Genomic DNA, 24,988 nt, shown 5'->3' on the forward strand with positions numbered 1-24,988 from the left:
CTCCGGAGGTGTGCTCCAGAATCGGGCATTTGGCGCCAGTTTCGTGGGCCGGCAAACGATTTGCGGGCAAACCTCCGGAGAAACGCGGATCCGCGGGAAACGCCGGTCTGGACGAGCGTTCGCGCGCGAACGTGTCGGCGCCCGCATCCGCAACACGCGTTTCTCCGGAGGTGTGCTCCAGAATCGGGCATTTGGCGCCAGTTTCGTGGGCCGGCAAACGATTTGCGGCCAAACCTCCGGAGAAACGCGCGTGGGAGAAACGCGCGTGGGAGAAACGCGCGTGGGAGAACCGCGCGTGAGAGAATCGCGCGTGGGAGAACCGCAGGAACGAGAACCGCAGGCCCGAAGACGAGGGGCGGATGACGCGGCGACGCTTTAGGGACAACCTTCGGGCAGAAACCGTCATGTCCGTATTCCGCGAGAGGAATGGCGGTGGCGGCGGTTAGCGTGGGGACATGACCACAACATCAGATCGCGTCAGCACGTCGAGCAGGCTCTCGACCCCGGTGTTCGTCGCGATCCTCGTCACCGTTCTCGCCTGGGCGAGCGCGTTCGTGGTGATCCGGGGGGTGGCGCCTCACTTCGGCGGGGGAGCGCTTGCACTTCTGCGGCTCACCGTCGGCTCCGTCCTGCTCTCCTTGTTGGTGATTGGCCGCCGCTGGGTCGCGTCGACACGGCGCGAGTGGGTGCTCGTGATCGTCTTCGGCGTCGCGTGGTTCGGCGCATACAACGTGGCCCTCAACATCGCCGAGCACAGCCTCGACGCCGGCACCACCGCGATGATCGTGAACATCGGTCCCATCCTCATCGCACTCGGGGCGGGGATCTTCCTCGGCGAGGGCATCCCCAAGTGGCTCGCGATCGGCGCCGGGGTGGCGTTCTTCGGCGTGCTGCTGATCGGCTTCGGCACGGGAATCTCCGGCTTCGGCGACGGCACCGGAGTTCTCTGGTCACTGCTCGCCGCACTGACCTATGCCACCGGGGTGCTCTGCCAGAAGCCCCTGCTGCGCCGGATCCCCGCCCGCCAGACGACCTTCATGGGGTGCGTCATCGGCATGGTCGCGTGCACACCGTTCCTCGGCGAGCTCGTGCACGACCTCGGGCGCGCGCCGGTGGCGAGCATCCTCGGTGCCGTCTATCTCGGAGCGGTGCCCACCGCCCTCGCCTTCAGCACGTGGGCGTTCGCACTGTCGAGGATGCCGGCCGGGCAGCTCGGCGTGACGACCTATGTTGTCCCGGCCATCGCGGTTCTGCTCGGTCTCGCGTTCTTCGGCGAGATCCCGGCGCCCCTCGCCATCGTCGGCGGAGTCGTCTGCCTGGTCGGCGTGGCGCTGTCCCGCAGGAGGCCCCGCAGGATGCCCCGCGCGAGTTCCGAACCGGCCCTTTCGCTGACTGGTTCCTGAACCGCTCGGAAATCTGCAAGAATGATTAGTCGAGTCTTTGGCCGTCCGACCCTCTAATCAGTCGGCACCGACTCCCATCAGAGCTTTTCTGCCGAGTGTGCACCCCACGCTCACGGCAAGCAGTTCGCCCCAACACATTAACTACGGAGAATTGTGGCTGTAAAGATTCGTTTGAAGCGCATGGGCAAGATCCGCGCTCCTTACTACCGAATCGTCGTTGTCGACGCACGCACGAAGCGTGATGGTCGTTCCATCGAGGAGATCGGCAAGTACCACCCCACCGAGGAGCCCTCGTTCATCGAGGTCGACTCGGAGCGCGCCCAGTACTGGCTCAGCGTCGGCGCCCAGCCGACCGAGCAGGTTGAGGCCCTCCTGAAGCTCACGGGCGACTGGGGAATCTTCAAGGGTGACAAGAACGCCGTCAGCACCGTGAAGACCAAAGAGTCCAAGGTCGAGTACGTCGCCGACGAGAAGAAGAAGCCCGTGCTGAAGCCCAAGGCCGAGGCGCCAGCCGCCAAGGTCGAGGCGCCGGCCAAGGTCGAGACTCCCGAGACTCCCGAGGTCGACGCCGAGATCGCACCAGCGGTCGAGGACATCGCCCCGGCCGACGCCGCAGTGGTCGAAGCCAAGTCTGACGAGGCGGAGGCCAAGGCCGACGTCACCGAAGAGGCCGAGGCAGAAGACGCCAAAGCCGACAAGGCGTAGGGAATGCTCGCAGCCGCGCTCGAACATCTCGTCAAGGGGATCGTCGACAACCCGGACGAGGTCCAGGTTGTGGCGAAGACCTCGCCGCGAGGCGACGTCCTCGAGGTGCGCGTGCACCCCGAGGATCTCGGTCGCGTGATCGGCCGCGCGGGTCGCACCGCCAAGGCGCTCCGCACCCTCGTGTCGGCGCTCGCCGACGGCCGCAAGGTGCGCGTTGACGTGGTTGATACCGATTTCTAGAGAAACACAGCCCCACGACCAGCTCAGGGTCGGTCGACTCACCAAGGCTCACGGCCTCAAGGGAGCGATCAAAGTTGAGATGTACACGGATGCCCCGGAACGTCGTTTCGTTCCGGGCGCCGTGTTCACCCTCCAGGTGCCGACCAGTTCCGATTGGCACGGCAAGACCCTCGAGCTGACCGAACTCAAGTGGTACAACGCTCAGCCGGTCGCGTTCTTCAAGGACGTGCCGGACCGCAGCGTCGCCGAGACCCTCGTCAAGGCCATCCTCTGGGTGGACCAGGACCTGAGCGAACCCTCCGACGAGGAAGACGCCTGGTACGACCACCAGCTCGTCGGACTCGCGGTGATGCGCGACGGCGTGCGGGTGGGTACCGTCAGCCTGGTGGATCATCTGCCGGCCCAGGACCTCATCCACGTCACGACCGAGACCGGCGAGGTTCTCGTGCCGTTTGTGAAGGCGATCGTGCCGACGGTGGACATCGCCGCAGGAACCCTCACCGTGACGCCGCCCGCTGGCCTCTTCGAGGAGCTCCCGGACGACGAGCCGGACGAGCCGAGCAAGCCAGAAGTGGCTGACGAGCCAGACGGCTCGGCCGGGCCGGAAGCCATCACCGACTAAGGAGTCCGTCGATGCGCATCGACATCGTGACGATCTTTCCGGAGTTCTTCTCCGTGCTCGACGTGTCGCTGCTGGGCAAGGCGCGGCAGAACGGCCTCATCGACCTCGCCGTGCACGACCTGCGGGACTACACCTACGACCGGCACCGCACCGTCGACGACACCCCATACGGCGGCGGAGCCGGCATGGTCATGCGCCCCGAGCCCTGGGGTGATGCCCTCGACAGCATCCTCTATGCGAGCGAGGCGCAGCACGCTGCGCCGCCCGTGATCATCTTCCCGTCCCCGGCCGGCGAGCTGTTCAGCCAGGCCATGGCGCACGAGCTCGCGTTGGAGCGGCAACTGGTGTTCGGCTGCGGCCGGTACGAGGGGATCGACCAGAGGGTCGTCGACTACGCGTCGACGCGCGCGACGGTGCGGCTCGTGAGCCTCGGCGACTACGTGCTCAACGGCGGTGAGGTGGCCACGATGGCCATGATCGAGGCGATCGGCCGTCTGATCCCCGGCGTCGTGGGCAATCCGGAGAGTCTCGTGGAGGAGTCCCATTCGGATGGCCTGCTCGAGTATCCGAGCTACACCAAGCCCGCCGAGTGGCGGGGCCTCGAGGTGCCGTCGGTGCTGCTGAGCGGCAACCACGGTGCGATTGCCGCCTGGCGGCACGGGCAGCAGCTAGAGCGCACCCGGCGCGTGCGGCCCGACCTGCTGCCCGAGTAGCCCGCGCCGCTCCGGACGCGAGCGGCGGCTTCTTCACGCACCGTCTGAAAACGCAGGATATTCGCCACGGAAACGCCTCTTTCCGTGCTTTCCCCGCGATTCGGTGGCGAATCTCCTGCATTTTCGGCGGAGCGGTGGTCGGGGATACCCGTCAGCGGGCGGTGAGCACGATCGGGCCGTCCTCGGTGATCGCGATCGTGTGCTCGGAATGGGCTGCCCGCGACCCGTCGAGGCTGCGCAGTGTCCACCCGTCAGGGTCGGTGAAGATCTGGTCCGTCGACTGCATGACCCAGGGCTCGATCGCGAACACGAGTCCGGCGCGCAGCGGGATCCCGCGCCCGGGGCGCCCGTCGTTGGGCACGTGCGGGTCCCCGTGCATCGTGTGCCCGACTCCGTGCCCGCCGAAGTCCGTGTTCACGCCGAAGCCAGCCTCCCGGCACACCGCTCCGATCGCCGCCGAGACGTCGCCCATCCGGCCACCCGGCAGCGCGGCGGCGATCCCGGCGGCTAGCGCGCGCTCGGTGGTCTCGATGAGGCGCAGATCCCCCTCCCGTGCGGATCCGACGACGATCGTGACGGCGGAGTCGGCCACCCAGCCGTCGACGGATGCCGCGAAGTCGAGGCTCAGTACGTCCCCGTCGGCGAGGCGGTAGTCGAAGGGAAGCCCGTGCAGGGCGGCATCGTTGACCGAGGTGCACAGCACCTTGCCGAATGGCATTGCGCCGAATGACGGGTGGTAGTCCACGTAGCAGCTCTCCGCTCCGGCCTTCTGGATCAGGGCCCGGGCGATCGAATCGAGCTTCAGCAGGTTGACGCCCACCGCGGAAGCTGCCACGAGCTCAGCCAGCACGCTCGCGACAAAACGGCCGGCAGGCCTCATTTCGTCGATTTCCGCGGGCGTTCTCAACTCGATCATGCGTCTCCTCGTCTCGTACGACTTATTCTCCCGCGCGGCGAGCGTAAGCTTTTACCCATGTGGTATCGCCGGGCTGTGTTCAACACCCAGTTCGCCGCAACCATCGTGCTGCCGCTGTGGCTGCTGATCGGACGGGTCTTCTTTGGCGTGATCCTCGGCTGGCACTATGCCATCGGGCTTTTTCTGGCGCCGCTCCTGCTCGTCTTCCTCGCGGTGGTGACCACCATCACCTGGGCGCGGAAGCGTGCCAGGCGTTCCGGCGCCGTGTCGAGAACCGACGCGTGGCTGCTCTCCGCCTGGTACTTCGCCGTGCTGTCCTACGGCTTCTTCGTCGTCGATTCGGTGCACAGCTACGAGCAGGGCACCTCGATCGCCACGCACCTCTTCGGGCAGTCGTTCCGGGATGCGTCGTTCACGATCGCCGATATCTCGGGCGGAGTGATCATCATCCTCGCCTTCACCACGCTCTGGGTCGTGCTCATCGAGTACCTCGTGGAGACTCGCCAGGAGGTGGTGACTCGCCTCACCGGCCTCGACTACGACGAGCTGCGGGCGGCGCTCAACCCGGCCGATCGACCCCTCGCGGTGGATTCGCCCGATCCCGCCGCCGCCGGGGCGCCCTAGCGCGGGCTCGGTGAGTGGCACAGACCCTGCCGATGTGGCAGAATTACCCCTTGTGCCTTCAGCACGGCTCTGCCACAGGGGAGCCGTCACAGACCGGGCACCACTTCCTTCTGAGATTCACCTATATCGTGATCGACCTGTGGCGGTTGCAGAGAGCGAACCACCATGCACATTCTTGACGCCGTAGATGCGGCCTCCCTCCGCTCGGACATCCCGGACTTCCGCGCCGGCGACAACGTGAAGGTCCACGTAAACATCGTCGAGGGCACCCGCTCCCGCATCCAGGTCTTCCAGGGTGTCGTCATCGGCCGCTCCGGCGAGGGCGTGCGCGAGACGTTCTGCGTTCGCAAGGTCAGCTTCCAGGTCGGCGTCGAGCGCACCTTCCCCGTGCACTCCCCGGTCATCGACCACATCGAGGTCGTCACCCGCGGAGACGTGCGCCGTGCGAAGCTCTACTACCTCCGCAACCTCCGCGGCAAGAAGGCCAAGATCAAGGAAAAGCGCGACGCGCACTAGACGAAAAACTTCAGAAGCCGGGACGCGCGACGCGCGCGTCCCGGCTTTTTTGGTTTTCTGGCGCGGAGTTCTGCGTCCGGGGGGCCGCTTCACCCCGAGAGAGCGGACTCGGTTCCGGACCTGATCGGCGCTCGTTGTTCTTTGCAGACAGCAAATTAAGCACTAGGTAGATGACGTAAAAGCCGTCATTCCGGGTCCAAATGTCACGGTGCATCACGAATATGCGGGAATCCTTGACTTCTTTACTTGCAGTCTGCAATTATGTCTCCTGACAAGGACGTTAGGAGGCCCACCATGGCGGTGACCGCCCGCAAGGGATCGCAGTTCAGGGCAGCGGTGCTGTTCCTCATCCCGGCCAGCATCGGATTCGTGGTCTTCTTCGCCTGGCCGGCGATCAGGGGCCTCTATCTCAGCTTCACCGACTACAACCTGCTGCGCCCGCCGGTCTTCATCGGCCTCGAGAACTACATCCGCATCTGGTCTGACCCGGTGTTCTGGAATTCGCTCCGGGTGACGCTCGAGTACGTCGTGATCAACGTCGGCGTGCAGACAGCGGCCGCCCTCGTGCTCGCCGTGCTCATGCAGCGCTTCACCCGATCGATGGTCGTTCGCGGGGTCATCATGCTTCCGTACCTGATCGCCAACGTGATCGTGGCCCTGGTCTGGTACTGGCTGTGCGACTACAACCTCGGCATCATCAACGCGGCGCTCGACTTCTTCGGAATCCACAAGATCGGATTCTTCGGCAACGAGAACATCGCCATGGTGACCATCGCCATGGTCAACGTCTGGCGCCACCTCGGCTACACCTCGCTCCTCCTCTTCGCGGGCCTTCAGGCCATACCCCGGGACGTGTACGAGGCCGCCGAGGTCGACGGCGCCGGCGAGTGGAGAGTCTTCCGCAGTGTGACGCTTCCCCTGCTCCGCCCCGTGCTCGCCTTCGTGCTCGTCGTGACGGTCGTCGGCTCATTCCAGGTCTTCGACACCATCGCGGTGACGACCAGGGGTGGGCCCGTCGACGCCACCAGGGCCATCAACTACTACATCTACCAACGCGCGTTCAAGCAGCTGGACTTCGGATACGCGTCGGCCCTCGCGGTGATCCTCATGGTCATCCTCGCCGGAGTGGCGCTCCTGCAGAACAAGCTCCTTCGCGCCAACGAATCAGACCTGGAGAGGTAGCACCATGGCAATCCTCGCTCTCAAGACCACCCGCCGGGCGCGCAGCACCTCGCTCGAAAGCGACCCGGCACTCGCGAAGTCGAAGGTCTCGATCTTCTTCGGCCGCCTCGCGCTGCTCATCGTGATCCTCATCACGCTCTTTCCGATCTACTGGATGTTCCGCACGGCCTTCAGCAACAACCGCGCGATGTTCGGAGAGCCGCTCAACCTGCTCCCGGTCGACTTCACGTTCGGTCCGCTCCGTCGGGTCCTCGGGCTGTCCACCACCGCGGAGGCGCTCGCGGAGGGCGGGTCGGGGGCGTCCATCAACTTCGCCCAGTACATGCTCAATTCGATAACGACCTGCACGCTCATCACCGTGCTGCAGGTGACGTTCAGCGCCATGGCGGCCTACGCGTTCGCCCTCCTCAACTGGAGGGGTCGCGACAAGGTCTTCAGCATCTTCCTCATCGCGCTGATGGTGCCGGGAATCTTCACCCTGCTGCCGAACTTCATCCTCGTGAAAGACGCGGGACTGCTCAACACGATCGTGGGCATCGCCCTCCCGTCGATGTTCATGACGCCGTTCGCCATCTTCTTCCTTCGCCAGTTCTTCCTGGGGGTGAACCGCAGCATCATCGAGGCGGCGGTCATCGACGGGGCGAACCTGTGGCGCATCTTCCGCACGATCGTCGTGCCGCTCGCCTGGCCGCAGATCATCACGCTGGCCATCCTGCAGTTCATCCAGTACTGGAACGACTACCTCTGGCCCTTCCTCGTCGGTCAGACCGAGCAGTCCAAGCTGCTCACTGTCGGCCTCGGGATCTTCAAGTCGCAGACACCGCAGGGCAACCCGGACTGGGCGGGCCTCATGGCCGGAGCGCTCGTGTCCGCAGTGCCGATCTTCATCCTGCTTCTCGTATTCGGCCGCCGAATCGTCGGATCCATCCAATCGTCCGGGGTCAAGTAGCCCGGCACTCCCCAGAGTTTCGCTCACGGTAGAGCGAATGCCGACGCCGGCTGGCGTCGTCTGTAACCAAGAGATAGTCACAGAAGAAAGAGAACCCCATGAAGAAGAATCGAGCGGCGATCGCCCTCATCGCCGCAGTCCCCCTCTTGCTGGCCGGGTGTGCGGCAACAGCACCGGCCGCCTCGACCGCCACAGCGACCACGGTGACCTACGGGCTCTGGGACGCCAACCAGGCACCGGTCTACCAGCAGTGCGCGGCCGACTTCCACAAGGCAAACCCCAAGATCACCGTGAAGGTCGAGCAACTCGGCTGGGACGACTACTGGAGCAAGATCACCACCGGGTTCGTCTCGGGATCCAACTACGACGTGTTCACCAGCCACCTCGGGCAGTTCCCGCAGTTCATGCTCAACAAGCAGATCCTTCCGCTCGACAGCTACATCAAGGCAGATGGAGTCGACCTCAAGGCATACCAGCCCGGCCTCGCCGAACTCTGGAAGGGCAGCGACGGCAAGCAGTACGGCCTGCCGAAGGACTTCGACACGATCGCCCTGTTCTACAACAAGCAGCTCACCGACGCGGCCGGGCTCTCCGCCGACCAGCTCGCCAATCTCAAGTGGAACCCGGACAACGGCGGAACCTATGAGGCGGCCATCGCGCACCTCACGGTGGACAAGAACGGCCACCGAGGCGACGAGGCCGGTTTCGACAAGAACAACGTCGCGACCTACGGAATCTGGATGGAGAACTCGGGAGGCGGAGACGGCCAGACCCAGTGGAGCTTCCTTGCCGCGACGACGGGCTGGAAGTCCACCAACGGGGTGTGGGGCAACAAGTACAACTACAACGACCCGAAGTTCCAGAAGACGATCGACTGGTGGCAGTCGCTGGTCGGAAAGGGCTACATGCCGTCGTTCGAGGCGCAGACGGGCATCGGCTGGTCTGACCAGCTCGCCGCCGGAAAGGTCGCCATCGCCAGCAACGGCTCGTGGATGACCGGAGCCGTGTTCGGTGCGAAGAGCGCGACCTTCACCCCGGCCCTGGCCCCGACTCCCACCGGACCGAGCGGCAAGCGCGCGTCGATGTTCAACGGGCTCGCGGACAACATCTGGGCGGGAACGAAGCACCCCGCCGAGGCGTGGAAGTGGGTCAAGTACCTCGGTTCGCTCGCCTGCCAGTCGGTGGTGGCCAAGGCCGGCGTCGTCTTCCCCGCCATCCCGGCCGCGACCGACGCCGCCGTGGCGTCCTTCAAGGCGAAGGGCATCGACGTGAGCGCCTTCACCATCCAGGTCAAGGACAAGACGACGTTCCTGTACCCGATCACCGACCACCGCTCGGACGTCAACGCCCTCATCACCCCGGCGATGGAGGCCGTGATGTCCGGCAAGGCGAAGGCGAGCTCGCTCACCGCGGTGAACACGCAGATCAACGCCCTCTTCAAATAGCCGCAGTCCAGTAATCGCCGGTCGGTCTGGCCCGGAGCGTGAAGGCGCACCGGGCCAGACCCATTGGCATCTCAGCCAACAATCGAGGAAACCCACCGTGACACAGCACGACACCGCCATCCAGCAGGACACCCTGATCAACCTCGTCGCCGACGGGGTCTCGTTTCAGGTGGACGTGTCATCGGGAACGCCGGCCGTCGTGTACTGGGGCAGGGACCTCGGTGCCTCTCGCGGCGAGGACCTGGCCTCGATGATGGCCGAGGGCGTGCCGCAGGCCAATATCGACGCCGCGATGGTCCCCGGAATGTGGCGAGAGAACGCCCGCGGGTTCCTCGGCCGGCCGGCCATTCTGGGCCATCGCCACGGCCAGGACTGGTCCCAATTCTTCACCGTCACGAGCCTCGAGTCGTCCCGCACGTCGCTCGTCGTCGAGTCCGTCGACGCGGCGGCCGGGCTCAGGGTCTCGGTCTCGTTCCGGATGCAGCCGGCCGGGGTGGTCCTCATCTCCCAGACGGTGACCAACGTCGGTGGGGGCGCCTTCGATCTGGCCGAACTGACCACCTGGCTGCCCCTGCCTGACCACGCCGTCGAGACGATGGATTTCACCGGCCGCTGGCTGAAGGAACGCCAGCCGCAGCGTCGACCGATTCAGGCGGGCACCTGGGCCCGCGAGGTGCGCGAGGGCCGGACGAGCCACGACTACACCGTGGTGCAACTCGCCCTGACGGCGGGTGCTGGCTACCAGGACGGATCGGTGTGGAGCACCGGCCTGCTCTGGAGCGGCAACACCAGGCACCTCGTCGAACGGCTGCCCTCAGGGCACACGTCGATGGGAGCCGGGGAGCTCCTGCTGCCGGGCGAAGGCATCCTGCAGGAGGGTGAGACCTACGAGGCACCCACCGTCGCAGCCACATTCTCCTCGACCGGGATCGACGGCATGACCGACCGGCTCTACCGCTGGCTCCGGGCCAGGCCCGAGCATCCGGCCACCGCCAGGCCACTCACCCTCAACGTGTGGGAGGCCGTGTACTTCGACCACGACCTGGCCAAACTGGCGGAACTCGTGGATGTCGCGAGCGAGATCGGTGTCGAGCGATTTGTTCTCGACGACGGTTGGTTCCTCGGTCGTCGCAACGACTTCGCCGGCCTCGGCGACTGGGCCGTGGACCCGGCCGTCTGGCCGGATGGCCTCGATCCGCTCATCGACCGCGTGACCTCGTCGGGAATGCAGTTCGGACTCTGGTTCGAGGGTGAGATGGTGAACGCCGATTCCGACCTCTACCGCGCGCATCCTGAGTGGATCTTCCAGGCCGGCGGACGCATCCCGCCGGAGGGCCGGCACCAGCAGGTGCTCGACCTCGGGCATCGGGGAGCGTACGAGCACGTGCTCGGCCAGGTGGACGCGCTGCTGAACGACTACGACATCTCCTACATCAAGTGGGATCACAATCGGGTGCTCACCGAGGCGGCGCACTTCGGTGCCGCCGGCGTCCGCCGCCAGACCCAGGCCATCTACCGGCTGTTCGACGAGTTGAAGCGGCGCCACCCGGGACTGGAAATCGAGTCCTGCGCCTCGGGCGGCGGCCGCGTCGACCTGGGCATGGCGGCGCACGTCGACAGATTCTGGACGTCGGACTGCAACGACGCGCTCGAACGCCAGTACATCCAGCGCTACACGCAATTCGCGATCCCGCCGGAGCTTCTCGGGAGCCACATCGGGCCGACCCATTCCCACACGACCGGCCGGGTGCACAGCCTCGCGTTCCGGGCGACCACGGCGCTCTTCGGGCACGCCGGAATCGAATGGGACATCACCGAGACCAGCCTCGAGGAGCGACTGGCACTCGCCTCATGGTCCGCGTACTACAAACGCAAGCGCGGCCTGCTGCATTCGGGGCGTGTGGTGCGCGTGCAGCAGCCGGACGACACCTCGTTCGTGCACGGTGTGGTTGCGCACGATGGCTCGGAGGCGGTCTTCGCCTATGTGCAGCTTTCCGCAGCCAACGGCAGCTCTCCTTCGCGCTTCCTGGTTCCCGGTCTCGACCCGGATGCCCGGTACCGGGTTCGCCTGGTTGAGCCGGCCGGGGCGGCGCAATCGGTGCAGGCGCAGACCCCGCCGTGGCTGGTCGGGATCGAGGCGAGCGGGCTGGCGCTGGCGGAGATCGGGCTTCGTCCACCGATCCTGTTGCCGGAGAACGCTATCCTGATCGAACTCGACCGCCTCTAGACAGGAGCACAACCACGATGCCTCCCGTTGAGGCTTACGAGCCCCGATTCCGTGCGCCATCGAGCGAGCTGGCGAGGGAGGTGCTCATCCACGGGCCGATTCTGCGGAGCGACCTGTCCCAGCGCCTCGGCCTGTCGCTCGCCACCGTCACGCGGCTGAGCCGGCCGCTGCTCGATCGCGGCCTGCTCGTCGAGATGGCCGAGCAGTCGGACGGTGCGATGGGGCGGCCGGCGAAACCGCTCGATGTGCGCGCGGATGCTCGCCAGTTCATGGGGGTGAAGCTCACGGGCGACGAGGCGGTCGCCATCACGACGGACCTCCGCGCCACTGAGGGGCGGAGCGCGGAACGGCCGCTTCCCAACCACGAGCTCGCCACCGTCGTCGATGTGATCGCCGAGTTGGCGGCGGAACTCGCGAACGGCCAGGAGTTCTCGGCCGTCGGAATCAGCCTCGGCGGCAACGTGTCGAACCACCGGGTTGTCGACCGTGCCCCCTTCCTGGGCTGGCGCTCGACCCATCTGGCGGAGGCCGTCGAGGCGAAGCTCGGGGTGTCCGTGACCGTGGAGAACGACGTGGTGTCGCTCACGGCCGCCGAGCACTGGTTCGGGCTCGGTCGAGGGCTCTCCAACTTCGCCGTGATCACCATCGGGGCTGGGGTCGGCTACGGGCTGGTGATGCACGACCAGGTGGTGAGCACCGCCGACACCGGGCTGGGGCTGGCCGGGCACTTCCCCCTCGACGCCACCGGACCGTTGTGCTTTCTCGGCCACCGCGGGTGTTCCGCTGCCATGCTCACCATCCCCAGCATCCGTGCCCAGGTCGAGGTGGGCATCGGCACGTCCGTGACCTATGCCGAGGTGCTCCAGATGGCTCGAGAGAACCACCCGGTCGCGCGCCAGGTCGTGGAGTCGGCTGGCAGGGCCCTCGGTCACCTCATCGCCGCCGTGGCCAACCTGGCGATGGTCGAACACGTGGTGCTGGCAGGCGAAGGCCTGGGAATCCTCTCCGTCGCCGACGACGCGATGAGGGCGGCGATCCGCGCGGACCGTGATCCGGAGGCCGCCCCGATCGACCTGCGCGTCGACGAGGACGGCTTCGTGTCGTGGGCCCGCGGCGCGGCAGCCATCGCCATCCAGCGGACGCTGGACGCCCTGGCGACGGCTCCGTAGTCGGCTCGATGTCGCAGCGTTGGGTGACGCGCACTAGACGCGCCGTTCCACCGCAGTTCTCCCTGAGCTCCCCAGCACCTAAAATGATGGGGAGCTCAGGGGTTTAATGACACACATCGATCCAGCCACGTCGACCGACGACGTGCGGGACCAGAAGCGCGGCAGATCGAAGGGCGTCAGGCTCTTCATCCGGGACATCGTGCTGATCTTTCTTGCGGCGATCATCATCTCCGTGGGCATCAAGGCGTTCCTCATCCGTTCGTTCTACATCCCGTCGGAATCGATGCAGGACACCCTCGAGGTCAACGACCGCATCATCGTGAATGAGCTGGTGCCGAAGCTCGTGCCCGTGCAGCGCGGCGACATCGTCGTCTTCAAGGATCCGGGTGGATGGCTGCCGGCGGCCCCGCCCGTGCACCAGAACGGCTTCGTTGCGGGTGTCGACTGGGTGCTCTCCATCGTCGGCCTGAGCGCCCCGGACAGCAACGACCACCTCATCAAGCGGGTGATCGGCCTGCCCGGCGACAAGGTGGCCTGCTGCAACGCGTTCGGCCAGATGACCGTCAACGGAGTTCCGCTCGACGAAAAGCAGTACCTCAAGCTTCCCGCCGGAGTCACCAAGGTGGCAGGCAACGACTTCTCAGTCACCGTGCCGAAGAATTCGCTCTGGGTGATGGGCGACAATCGGTACAACTCGGCGGATTCCCGGTTGAACACCGATACCCCGAGCAAGGGGTTCGTGCCGATGGATGACGTGGTCGGCCGGGCGTTCGTGATCACCTGGCCGGCGAGCCACTGGACCTGGCTCGACAACTACCCCAACGTGTTCGGCGGCGTGGGCGCCGCCCAGTAGATGGCGGTCGCCGACCCGACACTCGAGATCGAGGCCCTCCTGCACGACGGGGGAGCCCGATTCGTGATCGGCTGCGACGAGGTGGGGCGCGGTGCCATCGCCGGTCCCGTGGCGGTCGGCCTGTGCGTCGTGGATGCGCGGATCGGCGTCATGCCGGCGGGCCTGCGCGACTCGAAGCTCCTCTCCGAGAAGCGGCGCGAACAACTCGCGCCGCTCGCCGTCGAGTGGGCGCTGTACTCGGCGGTGGGCCTCGCGACAGCGACCGAGGTCGACACCGTGGGCATCATCGCCGCGCTCGGTCTCGCGGGCAAGCGCGCCCTCGCGAAACTCCACGTCGACGGGGCGTCCGTGCGGCAATCGGTGATCCTGCTCGACGGAACCCACGACTGGCTCTCCCCGGCGCTCACGACGAAGCTCGCGGTGAAGACCAGGGCGAAGGCCGACCGCGACTGCGCGTCGGTGGCCGCCGCATCCGTCGTGGCGAAGGTGCACCGCGACCGGCTCATGATCTCGGCCCACGATCGCGCCCCCGGCTACGGCTGGGCATCGAACAAGGGCTACGGCAGCGCCGACCATTTCGCCGCGATCACCGAGCTCGGGGCCACCGACTTTCACCGTCGCACCTGGCTGCATGGCGACGTCGAGCTCTCCGACGACTGACCGATCCGGCGGCCGGGGCCGGCAGCACAAGGGCCCGCAAAAGCGAACTAGGATTGTCGGAGCATGGAAGAAGACGAGTTCGAAGACTACGACCGAGAGGTCGAGCTGGCGTTGTACCGGGAGTACCGGGACGTCGTGTCCCAGTTCCGCTACGTCGTCGAGACCGAGCGACGGTTCTACCTCGCCAACGAGGTCGAACTGGTTCGCCAGGACACGGAGCACGACTTCTACTTCGAGCTCACCATGAACGACGTCTGGGTGTGGGACGTCTACCGTTCCGACCGCTTCGTCAAGTCGGTGCGAGTGCTCACCTTCAAGGACGTGAACGTGGAGGAGCTCTCCGCGAAGGAACTCGAACTGCCCAAGGAACTCGCGCTCGACGAGTAGCCCGTTGGCTCCGCCTAGGCTCGAACCATGAGCGCCGACCAGCACGACGAGAACCTCTGGCTCGAAGACATCCACGGTGAGGCGCCCCTGGCCTGGGCCGCCGAACAGAGTGCGGAGACGCTCGCCCAGTTCGCCTCGCCGCAGTTCCACGCCCTCACCGCCCGGCTGCTCGAGGTGATCGATTCGGACGACCGCATCCCGATCGTCAGTCACCGAGGCGGTCACTACTACAACTTCTGGCGTGACCGCGAACACCCGCGCGGCCTGTGGCGACGCACGACGCTCGAGAGCTACCGGTCGGCGGATACCGAGTGGGACGTGCTGCTCGACGTGGACGAGCTCGGCCGCGCCGAGGGTCGCGAGTGGGTATTCTCGGGCGCGCGGCTGCTGCCTCACGACTACACCCGCGCCCTCGTGGCGCTCTCTCCGGACGGCGGCGACGCGGCGACGGTGCGCGAGTTCGACCTCGAGACCCGCGCGTTCGTCGCCGACGGCTTCATCATCCCGACCGCCAAGAGCGCGTACTCGTGGATCGACCGCGACACGATCTACCTCGGCACCGACTTCGGTCCGGGGAGCATGACCGACTCGAGCTACCCCCGCACGGTGCGGCGCCTGCGCCGCGGCCAGCCCATAAACGAGGCCGAGCTCGTGCACGAGGTGACCACGGACGACCTGTCGGTCAGCGGCATCCACCAGCACACGCCGGGCTTCGAGCGCGACCTCGTGATCGAGCACCTCGACTTCTATCGCTCGCGCACGCTGCTCCTCGTGGCGGGCGACCTCGTGCACATCGATGTTCCGGATGACGCGGACGTCACGCTGCGCCGCGAGTGGCTGCTCGTGCATCCGCGATCCGACTGGGCCATCGGCCGGGTGGTCCATCCCACCGGCGCACTGCTCGCCATCCGCCTCGATGCCTTCCTCGCGGGCGACCGGGCATTCGACGTGCTCTTCGTGCCGGACGAGCACACCGCGCTCGAGAGCTGGGACTTCACGGACAGCCGGCTCATCCTCACGCTGCTCGTCGACGTCGCGTCCACGCTCGTCGTGCTGGATCCCGGGTCGGGCTGGGCGCGGTCGCCCCTCGCCGGGGTTCCCGGGCTCAGCACCGTGCGGGTGATCGACACCGACCCGGACGAGTCTGACGAGTTCTGGCTGCACTCGACCGGGTTCACCACGCCGTCGAGCGTTCTCCGCGGGGTGATCGGATCCGTCGCGCCCGAGGTGATCCGGTCGTCCCCGGCCTTCTTCGACGCCGAGGGGCTCGAGGTTCAGCAGCACTGGGCGGTGTCGGACGACGGCACCCGGGTGCCGTACTTCCAGGTCGCGGTCGCGGGGCTCGCACTCGACGGTTCGCATCCGACCCTGCTGTCCGGCTACGGGGGGTTCCAGGTCTCGCGACTGCCGGAATACGGCGGCATCGTGGGTCGCGCGTGGCTCGAGCGCGGCGGGGTGTTCGTGCTCGCAAACATCCGCGGCGGCGGCGAGTTCGGCCCGGCCTGGCACACCGCGGCTCTCAAGGCCAACCGGCCCCGGGCGTTCGAGGACTTCGCCGCGATCTCCCGAGACCTCGTCTCCCGCGGCGTCACCACGCCGTCGCGCCTCGGCTGCGAGGGGCGTTCGAACGGCGGCCTGCTCGTGGGCAACATGCTCACCAGCTACCCGTCGCTGTTCGGGGCGGTGGTCTGCGGGGTTCCGCTCCTCGACATGAAGCGCTACACCCATCTGTCGGCCGGCGCATCCTGGATCGCCGAGTACGGGGACCCGGATGACCCGGCCGAGTGGGACTACATCAGCACCTTCTCGCCGTACCAGCTCGTGCGCGAGGACGGCCACTACCCGCCCGTGCTGTTCTACGCCGCGACCAGCGACGACCGCGTGGGCCCGGTGCAGGCGCGCAAGATGGCCGCGCGGATGCAGCGGATGGGAATCCCGCAGGTGCTCTACTTCGAGAACTCGGACGGCGGTCACGGCGGCGCGGTCGACAACGCGCACACCGCGCGGCTGAACGCGCTCATCTACGAGTTCCTGTGGAGTCGCCTGGCCGGCTGAGGCCCTCGTCCACTCCCTCCCGCTCTCGGCCGCGCTGGGGTTGTTCGACACTTCTCCGCGCAGCGCTCCGGCGGGCCGCCGGCGGCGTCATCCTCGGTGTTGGAGGTGGCCATGGCCGCGAAGGATGTGCTCGGAGCGCTCGGTGAGGAGATAGCGGCGACGGCGCTCGCCGAGTCGGGGTACCGCATCGTCGACCGCAACTGGCGGTGCGCGCAGGGCGAGATCGACATCGTGGCGATCGACGGCGATGAAACCGTCTTCGTCGAGGTCAAGACCCGTTCGAGCGTGGCGTTCGGGCATCCGCTGGAGGCGATCACCGCGCAGAAGCTCGCGAGGCTCCGCCGCCTCGCCGCCGCCTGGTGCGAGGAGCACCCCGGCAACCACAGCCGCATCCGCATCGACGCCGTCGCCATCCTCGCGCCCCCAGGGGCGAGCCCGCAGGTCGAGCACCTCCGGCGGGTGTTCTGATGCCCATGGGTCGCACGAGTTCGGTGGCGCTGCTCGGGCTCACCGGCGCCCTCGTCGAAGTCGAGGCCGACATCTCGAGCAACCTCCCCGCGTTCGTTCTCATCGGGCTTCCGGATGCGGCGCTCAACGAGGCGAAGGACCGGGTGCGGGCGGCGGCGACGAACTCGGGGTGCGGTCTGCCCAACCGCAAGATCACCGTCAACCTCTCTCCGGCAGCGCTACCCAAGCACGGATCGGGGTTCGACCTCGCCATTGCGATGGCGGCTCTCGCGGCGGCCGGAATGGTCGGAGTGGAGTCGGTGGGCAGGGTCGTGCATCTCGGCGAGCTCGGGCTGGACGGGCGCCTTCGGCCCATCCCCGGCATCCTCCCGGCCGTGCTCGCGGCGGTGCGTGGGGGCGCGGCCACCGTCATGGTCCCGACCGGCAACGCGGACGAGGCGGGCCTCGTCCCCGGGGTGCGAGTCGTCGGGGTCGCGTGTCTTCGCGACGCCGCGATCTGGCACGGCGGTGAGTTCGAGCCCATCGTGGTGGAGCCGATCCTGGCCGCCGCCGCCGCGCCCGAGTCGGTCGAAGAACTCGATGTGTCGGACATCGTCGGCAACGAGGACGCGATCGAGGCGATGATCATCGCGGCCGCCGGAGGTCACCACATGTTCCTGCTCGGCCCGCCAGGAGCCGGCAAGACGATGCTCGCCGCGCGCCTTCCCGGGCTGCTTCCCGACCTCGACGCGGCGGCGGCCCTCGAGGTCAGCTGCATCCGCTCGCTCTCCGGCCTGCCGGTCGGGGCGACGCTCGTGACGCGGCCGCCGCTCGAGTCTCCACACCACACGGCAACGGCGGCGTCGCTCGTCGGCGGAGGTTCCGGGGTGATCAGGCCGGGCGCGGCGGCGCGCGCGTCGCACGGCGTGCTCTTTCTCGATGAGGCGCCGGAGTTCCAACCCGCGGTGCTGGACGCACTCCGCCAGCCGCTCGAGTCCGGCGTTGTGAGCATCCACCGTGCCAATGCGGTCGCCCAGTTTCCCGCTCGGTTCCAGCTCGTGATGGCGGCGAACCCGTGCCCGTGCGGACAGTACGGCGCGCGCGATTCGGAGTGCGTGTGCCCACCGAATTCTCGCCGCCGCTACCTCGGCCGGCTGTCCGGTCCTCTGCTCGACCGCATCGACATCCAGTTGCGGATCTCGCGGGTGACAGCAGTGCGGCTGCGTATCGACGCCGATGGCTCGGCGAACTCCTCGGCGCTGGCCCGCGAGCGGGTCTCCCGCGCCCGGGACATCACGAGCGCGCGCCTCGCCGGCACGCCGTGGCAGCTCAACTCGCAGGTGCCTGGGGCGTGGCTGCGGGGCCGGTTCGCGAGGCTTCCTCCCGCCGCGACGGCATCCATCGACCGCGCCCTCGAACGCGGCGGCCTCACCATGCGGGGCTACGACCGCGTGCTTCGCCTCGCCTGGACGATGGCCGATCTCGACGGCTCCACCCGCCCGACCACCGAACACGTGGGCCGTGCTCTCTACCTCAGAAGGGGAATCGTATGACCACCATGTTCGGTCTCGATGAATCCGTTGTCGCTCCTTTGATGCGGGCCATCGCCGGCGCGGAACTCACGACGAGCGAGGTGGAGGATCGCTTCGCCCGCGCGAGTTGGACGGGCATTGCCGAGCCCGGGGACCGCACCGCGGGCGAGATTGTCGCCGCGCTTGGGGCGGCGACGGCCCTCACTACGGTTGTGGAGCACTGGCCCGTCGAGCGCACGGAGGAGGCTCTCGGGGCAACCGGGGCTGCCGTTCCGGTCGCGGAGCTTGCGGCCGCGACTGACCGGTGGATGCCGAGGCTGAAGTCGGCGATCGCCCTCACCGCGCTGCGGCAGGCCGCGCGGTTCAGAGTACGGCTGCTTGTGCCGGGGGACCCGGCCTGGCCGGCCGGTTTCGACGACCTCGGCGAGCACGCCCCGTTGGCGCTGTGGCTGCGCGGCAACGAGTCGACGCTCGAGACTCTCCCCGCGTCGATCGCGCTGGTCGGAGCGCGTGCGGCGACCGGCTACGGCGAGCACGTCACGATGGAGGCCTCGGCGGGGCTGGTCGATCGCGGGTACACGATCGTGTCCGGAGCCGCCTACGGCATCGACGGCATGGCGCACCGGGCCGCCCTCGCGAGCTCCGGGCAGACGGTGGCCTTTCTCGCCGGCGGGGTCGACCGGTTCTATCCGAGCGGGCACGACGTGCTACTCACCCGAATCGTGGAGGTGGGGGCGGTCGTCTCCGAACTGCCCTGCGGGTCGCCGCCCACCAAGTGGCGTTTCCTCCAGCGGAATCGCCTGATAGCCGCGTCGAGTCTCGCGACCGTGGTGCTCGAGGCCGGCTGGCGCTCCGGCTCGCTCAACACGGCGGGCCATGCGGCGACCCTGGGCCGGCCGCTCGGCGCGGTGCCGGGGCCCGTGACGTCGGCGGCATCGGCCGGCTGCCACCGGCTCATCCGCGAATTCGACGCCGTGTGCGTGACGAGTGCCGACGAAATGGCGGAACTCGCGCCGCTGCGCCCCCTCGGCGGCGGAGAGGAGCCTCGCGGCGAGATGGGGCGCTCGAGCGAGCAGGTGCGGGTCCTGGACGCGCTCAGTTCGCGTTCGCCACGGTCGGTGGACGATATCGCGGCGAGGTGCGGACTCTCGGTGACGACGGTGACGTCGGTGCTGGGGACGATGCAACTGGACGGCCAGGCCAGGGAGAGCGACCGCGGCTGGACTCGATGCCGATGAGCGAGCCGCTGCTGGAGCCCCCGGTGGACGGGGAACCGCCGGCCGGGGACGAGTGCGGGTGGTCGCCTCTAGTCTTGTCGCGTGACCCAATTCGGACAGCATCCTTCCCCCGCGCACGTGATCGCCCACCTCAGCGACACGCACTTCCTGGGCGGAGAGCGCCCGCTGTACGGCAAGGTCCGCACGCACGAGAACCTCCTTCGCGCCCTCGCCCAGCTGGAACAGTCCGGCGCCGAACCGGAGGCGATCGTCTTCACCGGCGACCTAGCCGACCTCGCCGAACCGGACGCCTACGTTCGCCTGCGCGAGATCGTGGAGCCGGCCGCCGAACGGATGGGAGCGCAAATCGTCTGGGTCATGGGCAACCATGACGAGCGACTGCAGTTCGCGACGGAGCTTCTCGGCGACGCCCCGTCCGCCGGAGTCGATGTCCCGTCCCAGGATCGCGTCTACCGCTTCGGCGGGCTGCGGATCATCGCGCTCGACAGCACGGTTCCCGGCTACCACCACGGCGACCTCACCGACGACCAGCTCGTCTGGCTCGCGCGCGAGCTCGACACTCCCGCCCCGCACGGCACCCTCCTCGCACTGCACCATCCGCCCATCCCGACTCCGTTGGCGCTCATGGCCCTGCTCGAACTGCGTGGCCAGGACCGCCTCGCCCAGGTGATCCGGGGCACCGACGTGCGGGGCATCCTCGCCGGGCACCTGCACTACACGACGCACAGCCTGTTCGCGGGTGTACCCGTGTCGGTCGCGGCCGCGACCTGCTACACGATGGACTTGAGCGCGCCCGTCAATCACCTGTCCGGGGTCGACGGATCGCAGGCCTTCAACCTGGTACACGTGTACGACGACCAGGTCGTGCATTCGGTGGTGCCGATCGGCGTGTTCCCCGAGGTGACGCGCTTCACCGATGTGTTCCTGGAACAACTGTCGTCGCTGACCCCGGATGAGCGGCTCGAGGCATTCTCCCGCAAGGCGCCGCCGCCGCTCTGAGAACGCAGCCACGCCATTGAGCGCGCTCGACGGGGCCGCGCTCGACGGGGCCGCGCTCAACGGGGCCGCGCTCAACGGGGCCGCGCATTCGACGAACGTCGCGAATCGCCAGCGTGATGAACCGCCCGAACGCCGGCCGCATGGGCGACCATGGGGGAATGGATGTCGATCGTGCCGTAGCCGGGTTCGCGGTGCACCTCAGAGCCGAGCGTGGCTTCAGCGAGAACACGGTTCGGTCGTACCGCTCCGACCTGGCCCAGCTTGCCGGCTTCGCCCGTGCGCACGGGGTGGACGGCGCGGAGGGCATCTCGCTCGAACTTCTGCGCGACTGGCTGTGGGACGGTTCGCAGCACGGCCTCGCCAAGTCGACGCTGGCCCGCCGCTCGGCCGCCGCCCGCGGCCTCGTGTCGTGGCTCGCGCGCACGGGCGCCATCGACTCGGATGCCGCGGTGCGGCTGAAGGCGCCGAAGCCCGACCGGCACCTGCCGCGAGTTCTCACCCGCGGCCAGATCGACGGAATCCTCGCCGGGCTCGCCGCGCGGTCCGAGACCGGGGACGCGGCGGCTCTCCGCGACCTCGCCGTGGTCGAGCTGCTCTACGCCTCCGCCCTGCGGGTGAGCGAGGTCACCGGCCTGGACACGAACAGCGTCGACCGCGAACGCCTCACCGTGCGCGTGCTGGGCAAGGGATCCAAGGAACGGGTCGTGCCCTTCGGAGTCCCGGCCCTGCGGGCGCTCGAGGGCTACCTCGAGTCGGGTCGTCCACAGCTCGTGGCGGGGGCCGAGCGGCCGGTGACAGCGTTCTTCGTGACGCCGGGGGGAAGGCGACTCGGCACTCGCGCCGTCTACCGCCTCGTCTCTGCCCTGCTCGCCGAGTTGCCGGGGAGTGGGCCATCCGGACCGCACACCCTGCGGCACACGGCCGCGACCCACCTGCTCGACGGAGGGGCCGACCTGCGGGCCGTGCAGGAACTCCTCGGGCACGCGAGCCTCGGCACGACGCAGATCTACACGCATGTGTCCACCGAGCGGCTCACCGAGAGCTACCGGTCGGCGCACCCGCGCGCGTAGGCGGCCCGCGTTCGCCGGGGGCTCGGCTCACCCCAGTGCCCGCGTCGGGAGCAGCACCGACCGGGGGATTCCGCCGAGATAGTTGAGCGGCGAGACGTACTCCCCGAACAACCGCACACCGAAGTGCAGGCAGGCGATCGCGCAGTGACCGGCGGCGGTGGTGCCCACGGTGTCGCCGCGACGCACTGCGGCTCCCGCCACGAGGGTGGACTCGACCGGCTCGAAGCTCGACACGAGTCCTCCGGGGTGCCGGATCGAGAGCACCGGCCGGTCGACGACGACACCGACGAAGTAGACGACCCCGTCGTCCGGGGCGAAGACGGGAGCGCCGGGCGCCGACGCGATGTCGATGCCGCGATGACCCGCGGAGTACGCCGTGTCCGGCGCGAGGTACGGCCGAACGATGCGATGTGGCGCGGGCACCGGCCAGGCCCATCCGGGTGTTGCCCCCGTCGCGGACTCGGCCGTCGACGGCGCGGGGGAGACCAGCGCCAGGACGAGCGCGAGCAGGATCGCCAGGCAACTAAGCCGGGTTGTTCTGACGGCCGTGATCGGGGGCAACACCCCCCTATGGTGCGCGGGGCTCTCGACGGGGGAGCCGGGCCCGCCGCGAGTTGGGGAGAGTCCGCCGCCGATGCGAGGCAGGGTGGGAGCGGTGCTACACTTTTCTCAGCATCCCGCCTCGCGCGGGGTGACTACGCGTGCCCACAGTCTTTATTGACACGCCACCACATCCACTCAGTCCCCGGTTCATTCACGTGAACGGGGCGGATGCGCGCCGGGCACCAGGATTGGCCTCCAACCGGCGGCCATAAGAAACTGAAATAGCGTCGTGCGTTGCCCCTGTGCCGTCACAAGCACGTGCCGGAAGGCGCGGTCTTCGACAGGACGGCAGGCGCGCGGGCGCAGAAAAGGAGACGGCCATGGCCGTTGTAACCATCCGCCAGCTGCTCGACAGCGGCGTGCACTTCGGACACCAGACCCGCCGTTGGAACCCGAAGATGAAGCGCTTCATCCTGACCGAGCGTTCGGGCAGCCACATCATCGACCTGCAGCAGTCGCTCCAGTACATCGATAAGACCTATGACTACGTCAAGGAGACCGTCGCCCACGGCGGCACCATCCTCTTCGTCGGCACCAAGAAGCAGGCCCAGGGTTCGATCGAGGAGCAGGCGCAGCGCGTCGGCCAGCCCTACGTCAACCAGCGCTGGCTCGGTGGCCTCCTCACCAACTTCCAGACGGTCTCCAAGCGCCTCGCGCGCATGAAGGAACTCGAAGAGGTCGACTTCGACGACACCACCCGTGGCTACACGAAGAAGGAACTCCTCATCCAGCGTCGCGAACTCGTGAAGCTGCAGAAGAGCCTCGGCGGTATCCGCAACCTCACGAAGACCCCGTCCGCGATCTGGATCGTCGACACCAAGAAGGAGCACCTCGCGATCGACGAGGCGCACAAGCTCGGCATCCCGGTCATCGCGATCCTCGACACCAACTGCGATCCCGACGAAGTCCAGTACCCGATCCCGGGCAACGACGACGCCATCCGCTCCGTCGGACTGCTGACCCGCATCATTGCGGATGCCGCTGCCGAGGGCCTCATTCAGCGTCACCAGAAGCCGGCAGAGGGCGAAGCCGTCGAGCCGCTCGCCGCGTGGGAGGCCGAACTCCTCGCCTCCTCCGAGACGCCGTCCACCGAGGCCGAGAAGATCGAGGCCGTTGACGGTCGCGTCGAGTCCACGGAGTCGAACACCGAAGCCGTCGCCGAGGTCATCGCCTCCGAGGTCCCGGTCGAGGAGAACGCCGCCGACGTGGTTGTCGCCGAGCACGAGGCCGCCGCCGACGCGACCATCGTCCCCGAGCACCACGTCGAGTCGGACGCGGAGACCGAGGCCAAGATCGAGGCCGAGGCCACCGAGGCCGAGAAGACCCCGAAGGTCGCCGCGAAGCCGGCCGCCGCCAAGAAGCCCACCGCTGCAGTCGCAGCGGACGAGACCAAGTAAGGAACAGCCATGGCAGACTTCAGCCTGGAAGACCTCAAGACCCTGCGCGAGCGCCTCGGCACCGGCATGGTCGAAACCAAGAACGCACTCGTCGAGGCGGGCGGTGACCTCGACAAGGCCACCGAGCTGCTTCGCCTCAAGGGTGCGAAGGGCAACGCGAAGCGTGCCGACCGTTCCACGAGCGAAGGCCTCGTCGCGGCGAAGGAGAGCGGGTCGACCACCACGCTCATCGAGCTGTCCTGCGAGACCGACTTCGTGGCCAAGGGCGAGAAGTTCGTCACCCTCGGCGACACCGTGCTCGACGCGATCGTCGCCGCCGGCGCGACCACGCCGGAGGAGGGCCTCGCGGCTCCCGTGAACGGCGAGACCGTCGCCGACCTGATCGGCAACGAGGCGGCCATCCTCGGCGAGAAAATCGTTCTTCGCCGTGTCGCCGTCATCTCCGGCGAGAAGTTCGCCGTCTACCTGCACAAGACCAACAAGGACCTGCCACCGCAGGTCGGCGTGGTCGTCGGCTACTCGGGTGACGATGCGGAGACCGCTCGCAGCATCGCGCAGCACATCTCCTTCGCCGACCCGCTGTACCTCAGCCGTGACGAGGTCCCGGCCGAGCAGGTCGAGGCCGAGCGTCGCATCGTCGAGGAGATCAGCCGCGGCGAAGGCAAGCCGGAGGCCGCGCTTCCGAAGATCATCGAGGGCCGCGTCAACGGCTTCTTCAAGCAGGTCGTGCTCCCCGAGCAGGACTACGCCCGCGACAACAAGCAGTCCGTCGCCAAGGTGCTGAAGGATGCCGGACTCGCCCTGAGCGGCTTCGCCCGCTTCAAGGTCGGCGCCTAAGCACTTCGCGCGACACGAAAGCCCGGACCACGTCTGACGCGGTCCGGGCTTCTTCGCGCCCGCGCCCCACCGCGCCCGTCCCGCGCCCGTCCGACCGAAAACGCAGGAGATTCGACCCGAATCGGCGACGGACATCGAGAAACGGCGCACCTCGCGAGAAAAGTCCTGCGTTTTCGGTGCTGAGGCGGCGCGGGGGAGC

The 24,988-nt window shown here is 67.8% G+C and carries 26 protein-coding genes; 23 read left to right on the forward strand and 3 right to left on the reverse strand.

The window, feature by feature from the left end:
• Nucleotides 1-406 (reverse strand): pentapeptide repeat-containing protein (locus tag VIM54_RS14875; protein WP_331902495.1); only part of this gene is annotated, 406 nt, incomplete at its 3' end.
• A 49-nt stretch (nt 407-455) separates the two neighbouring features.
• Between VIM54_RS14875 and VIM54_RS14880 the strand changes: the two genes are divergently transcribed.
• The 5 genes from VIM54_RS14880 (at nt 456) to trmD (ending at nt 3,683) form a co-directional block, all read left to right on the forward strand.
• Nucleotides 456-1,403, forward strand: coding sequence for a DMT family transporter (locus VIM54_RS14880; protein WP_331902496.1), 948 nt, complete (start codon nt 456-458; stop codon nt 1,401-1,403).
• A gap of 153 nt (nt 1,404-1,556) precedes the next feature.
• Nucleotides 1,557-2,108, forward strand: a complete 552-nt coding sequence (gene rpsP, locus VIM54_RS14885) for a 30S ribosomal protein S16 (protein WP_331902497.1) — start codon at nt 1,557-1,559, stop codon at nt 2,106-2,108.
• A 3-nt stretch (nt 2,109-2,111) separates the two neighbouring features.
• Complete coding sequence (locus VIM54_RS14890) at nt 2,112-2,348, forward strand: RNA-binding protein (RefSeq protein WP_331902499.1); 237 nt, start codon at nt 2,112-2,114, stop codon at nt 2,346-2,348.
• Nucleotides 2,323-2,970, forward strand: coding sequence for a ribosome maturation factor RimM (gene rimM / locus VIM54_RS14895; RefSeq protein ID WP_414673232.1), 648 nt, complete (start codon nt 2,323-2,325; stop codon nt 2,968-2,970). Before VIM54_RS14890 ends, rimM begins: the two co-directional genes overlap by 26 nt.
• An 11-nt stretch (nt 2,971-2,981) precedes the next feature.
• A complete protein-coding gene (gene trmD / locus VIM54_RS14900) occupies nt 2,982-3,683 on the forward strand; it encodes a tRNA (guanosine(37)-N1)-methyltransferase TrmD (RefSeq protein WP_331902500.1) in 702 nt (233 codons plus the stop codon).
• Nucleotides 3,684-3,834: 151 nt separating this feature from the next.
• Here the strand turns inward: trmD and map are convergent, their stop codons facing one another.
• Entirely contained in the window at nt 3,835-4,599 is a 765-nt protein-coding gene (map, locus tag VIM54_RS14905) for a type I methionyl aminopeptidase (RefSeq protein ID WP_331902502.1), read from the reverse strand.
• Between the two features lie 57 nt (nt 4,600-4,656).
• Between map and VIM54_RS14910 the strand changes: the two genes are divergently transcribed.
• The 16 genes from VIM54_RS14910 (at nt 4,657) to VIM54_RS14985 (ending at nt 21,952) form a co-directional block, all read left to right on the forward strand.
• Nucleotides 4,657-5,223 (forward strand): hypothetical protein, encoded by a 567-nt coding sequence (locus VIM54_RS14910; protein ID WP_331902503.1) that lies wholly within the window; start codon nt 4,657-4,659, stop codon nt 5,221-5,223.
• Nucleotides 5,224-5,388: 165 nt separating this feature from the next.
• Nucleotides 5,389-5,739: a 50S ribosomal protein L19 gene (gene rplS, locus VIM54_RS14915; protein ID WP_147783871.1), complete on the forward strand. Its 351-nt coding sequence runs from the start codon at nt 5,389-5,391 to the stop codon at nt 5,737-5,739.
• A gap of 294 nt (nt 5,740-6,033) precedes the next feature.
• Entirely contained in the window at nt 6,034-6,921 is an 888-nt protein-coding gene (locus VIM54_RS14920) for a sugar ABC transporter permease (RefSeq protein ID WP_331902504.1), read from the forward strand.
• 4 nt (nt 6,922-6,925) lie between these two features.
• Nucleotides 6,926-7,870, forward strand: coding sequence for a carbohydrate ABC transporter permease (locus tag VIM54_RS14925; protein WP_331902506.1), 945 nt, complete (start codon nt 6,926-6,928; stop codon nt 7,868-7,870).
• 98 nt (nt 7,871-7,968) lie between these two features.
• Complete coding sequence (locus VIM54_RS14930; protein ID WP_331902507.1) at nt 7,969-9,315, forward strand: sugar ABC transporter substrate-binding protein; 1,347 nt, start codon at nt 7,969-7,971, stop codon at nt 9,313-9,315.
• 97 nt (nt 9,316-9,412) lie between these two features.
• Nucleotides 9,413-11,542: an alpha-galactosidase gene (locus VIM54_RS14935; protein WP_331902508.1), complete on the forward strand. Its 2,130-nt coding sequence runs from the start codon at nt 9,413-9,415 to the stop codon at nt 11,540-11,542.
• A gap of 17 nt (nt 11,543-11,559) precedes the next feature.
• The gene (locus tag VIM54_RS14940; RefSeq protein WP_331902510.1) at nt 11,560-12,711 is read left to right on the forward strand and encodes an ROK family transcriptional regulator; all 1,152 of its coding nucleotides are present in this window, start codon (nt 11,560-11,562) and stop codon (nt 12,709-12,711) included.
• A 106-nt stretch (nt 12,712-12,817) separates the two neighbouring features.
• Nucleotides 12,818-13,564: a signal peptidase I gene (gene lepB / locus VIM54_RS14945; RefSeq protein ID WP_331902512.1), complete on the forward strand. Its 747-nt coding sequence runs from the start codon at nt 12,818-12,820 to the stop codon at nt 13,562-13,564.
• Nucleotides 13,565-14,224, forward strand: a complete 660-nt coding sequence (locus tag VIM54_RS14950) for a ribonuclease HII (protein ID WP_331902514.1) — start codon at nt 13,565-13,567, stop codon at nt 14,222-14,224.
• Nucleotides 14,225-14,287: 63 nt separating this feature from the next.
• Nucleotides 14,288-14,611: a DUF2469 family protein gene (locus VIM54_RS14955; RefSeq protein ID WP_147783863.1), complete on the forward strand. Its 324-nt coding sequence runs from the start codon at nt 14,288-14,290 to the stop codon at nt 14,609-14,611.
• A gap of 27 nt (nt 14,612-14,638) precedes the next feature.
• A complete protein-coding gene (locus VIM54_RS14960) occupies nt 14,639-16,666 on the forward strand; it encodes a prolyl oligopeptidase family serine peptidase (protein ID WP_331902516.1) in 2,028 nt (675 codons plus the stop codon).
• Nucleotides 16,667-16,777: 111 nt separating this feature from the next.
• Nucleotides 16,778-17,134 (forward strand): YraN family protein, encoded by a 357-nt coding sequence (locus VIM54_RS14965; protein ID WP_331902518.1) that lies wholly within the window; start codon nt 16,778-16,780, stop codon nt 17,132-17,134.
• Complete coding sequence (locus tag VIM54_RS14970) at nt 17,134-18,666, forward strand: YifB family Mg chelatase-like AAA ATPase (RefSeq protein ID WP_331902520.1); 1,533 nt, start codon at nt 17,134-17,136, stop codon at nt 18,664-18,666. The genes VIM54_RS14965 and VIM54_RS14970 overlap by 1 nt, the downstream gene beginning before the upstream one ends.
• Nucleotides 18,663-19,883 (forward strand): DNA-processing protein DprA, encoded by a 1,221-nt coding sequence (gene dprA / locus VIM54_RS14975; protein WP_331902522.1) that lies wholly within the window; start codon nt 18,663-18,665, stop codon nt 19,881-19,883. The genes VIM54_RS14970 and dprA overlap by 4 nt, the downstream gene beginning before the upstream one ends.
• A gap of 81 nt (nt 19,884-19,964) precedes the next feature.
• Nucleotides 19,965-20,882, forward strand: a complete 918-nt coding sequence (locus VIM54_RS14980) for a metallophosphoesterase (RefSeq protein WP_331902524.1) — start codon at nt 19,965-19,967, stop codon at nt 20,880-20,882.
• Between the two features lie 158 nt (nt 20,883-21,040).
• Nucleotides 21,041-21,952 carry a tyrosine recombinase XerC gene (locus VIM54_RS14985; RefSeq protein ID WP_331902525.1) on the forward strand — a complete coding sequence of 304 codons (912 nt, stop codon included), beginning with the start codon at nt 21,041-21,043 and terminating at the stop codon, nt 21,950-21,952.
• A gap of 27 nt (nt 21,953-21,979) precedes the next feature.
• Here VIM54_RS14985 and VIM54_RS14990 read toward each other — a convergent pair whose 3' ends face one another.
• A complete protein-coding gene (locus VIM54_RS14990) occupies nt 21,980-22,516 on the reverse strand; it encodes a M23 family metallopeptidase (protein ID WP_331902526.1) in 537 nt (178 codons plus the stop codon).
• A 359-nt stretch (nt 22,517-22,875) separates the two neighbouring features.
• Between VIM54_RS14990 and rpsB the strand changes: the two genes are divergently transcribed.
• The gene (gene rpsB, locus VIM54_RS14995; RefSeq protein ID WP_331902528.1) at nt 22,876-23,952 is read left to right on the forward strand and encodes a 30S ribosomal protein S2; all 1,077 of its coding nucleotides are present in this window, start codon (nt 22,876-22,878) and stop codon (nt 23,950-23,952) included.
• A 9-nt stretch (nt 23,953-23,961) separates the two neighbouring features.
• Nucleotides 23,962-24,789: a translation elongation factor Ts gene (gene tsf / locus VIM54_RS15000; RefSeq protein ID WP_331902530.1), complete on the forward strand. Its 828-nt coding sequence runs from the start codon at nt 23,962-23,964 to the stop codon at nt 24,787-24,789.
• Nucleotides 24,790-24,988: the final 199 nt, after the last annotated feature.

Source organism: Lacisediminihabitans sp. (genome assembly GCF_036569425.1).
Classification (GTDB): domain Bacteria; phylum Actinomycetota; class Actinomycetes; order Actinomycetales; family Microbacteriaceae; genus Lacisediminihabitans.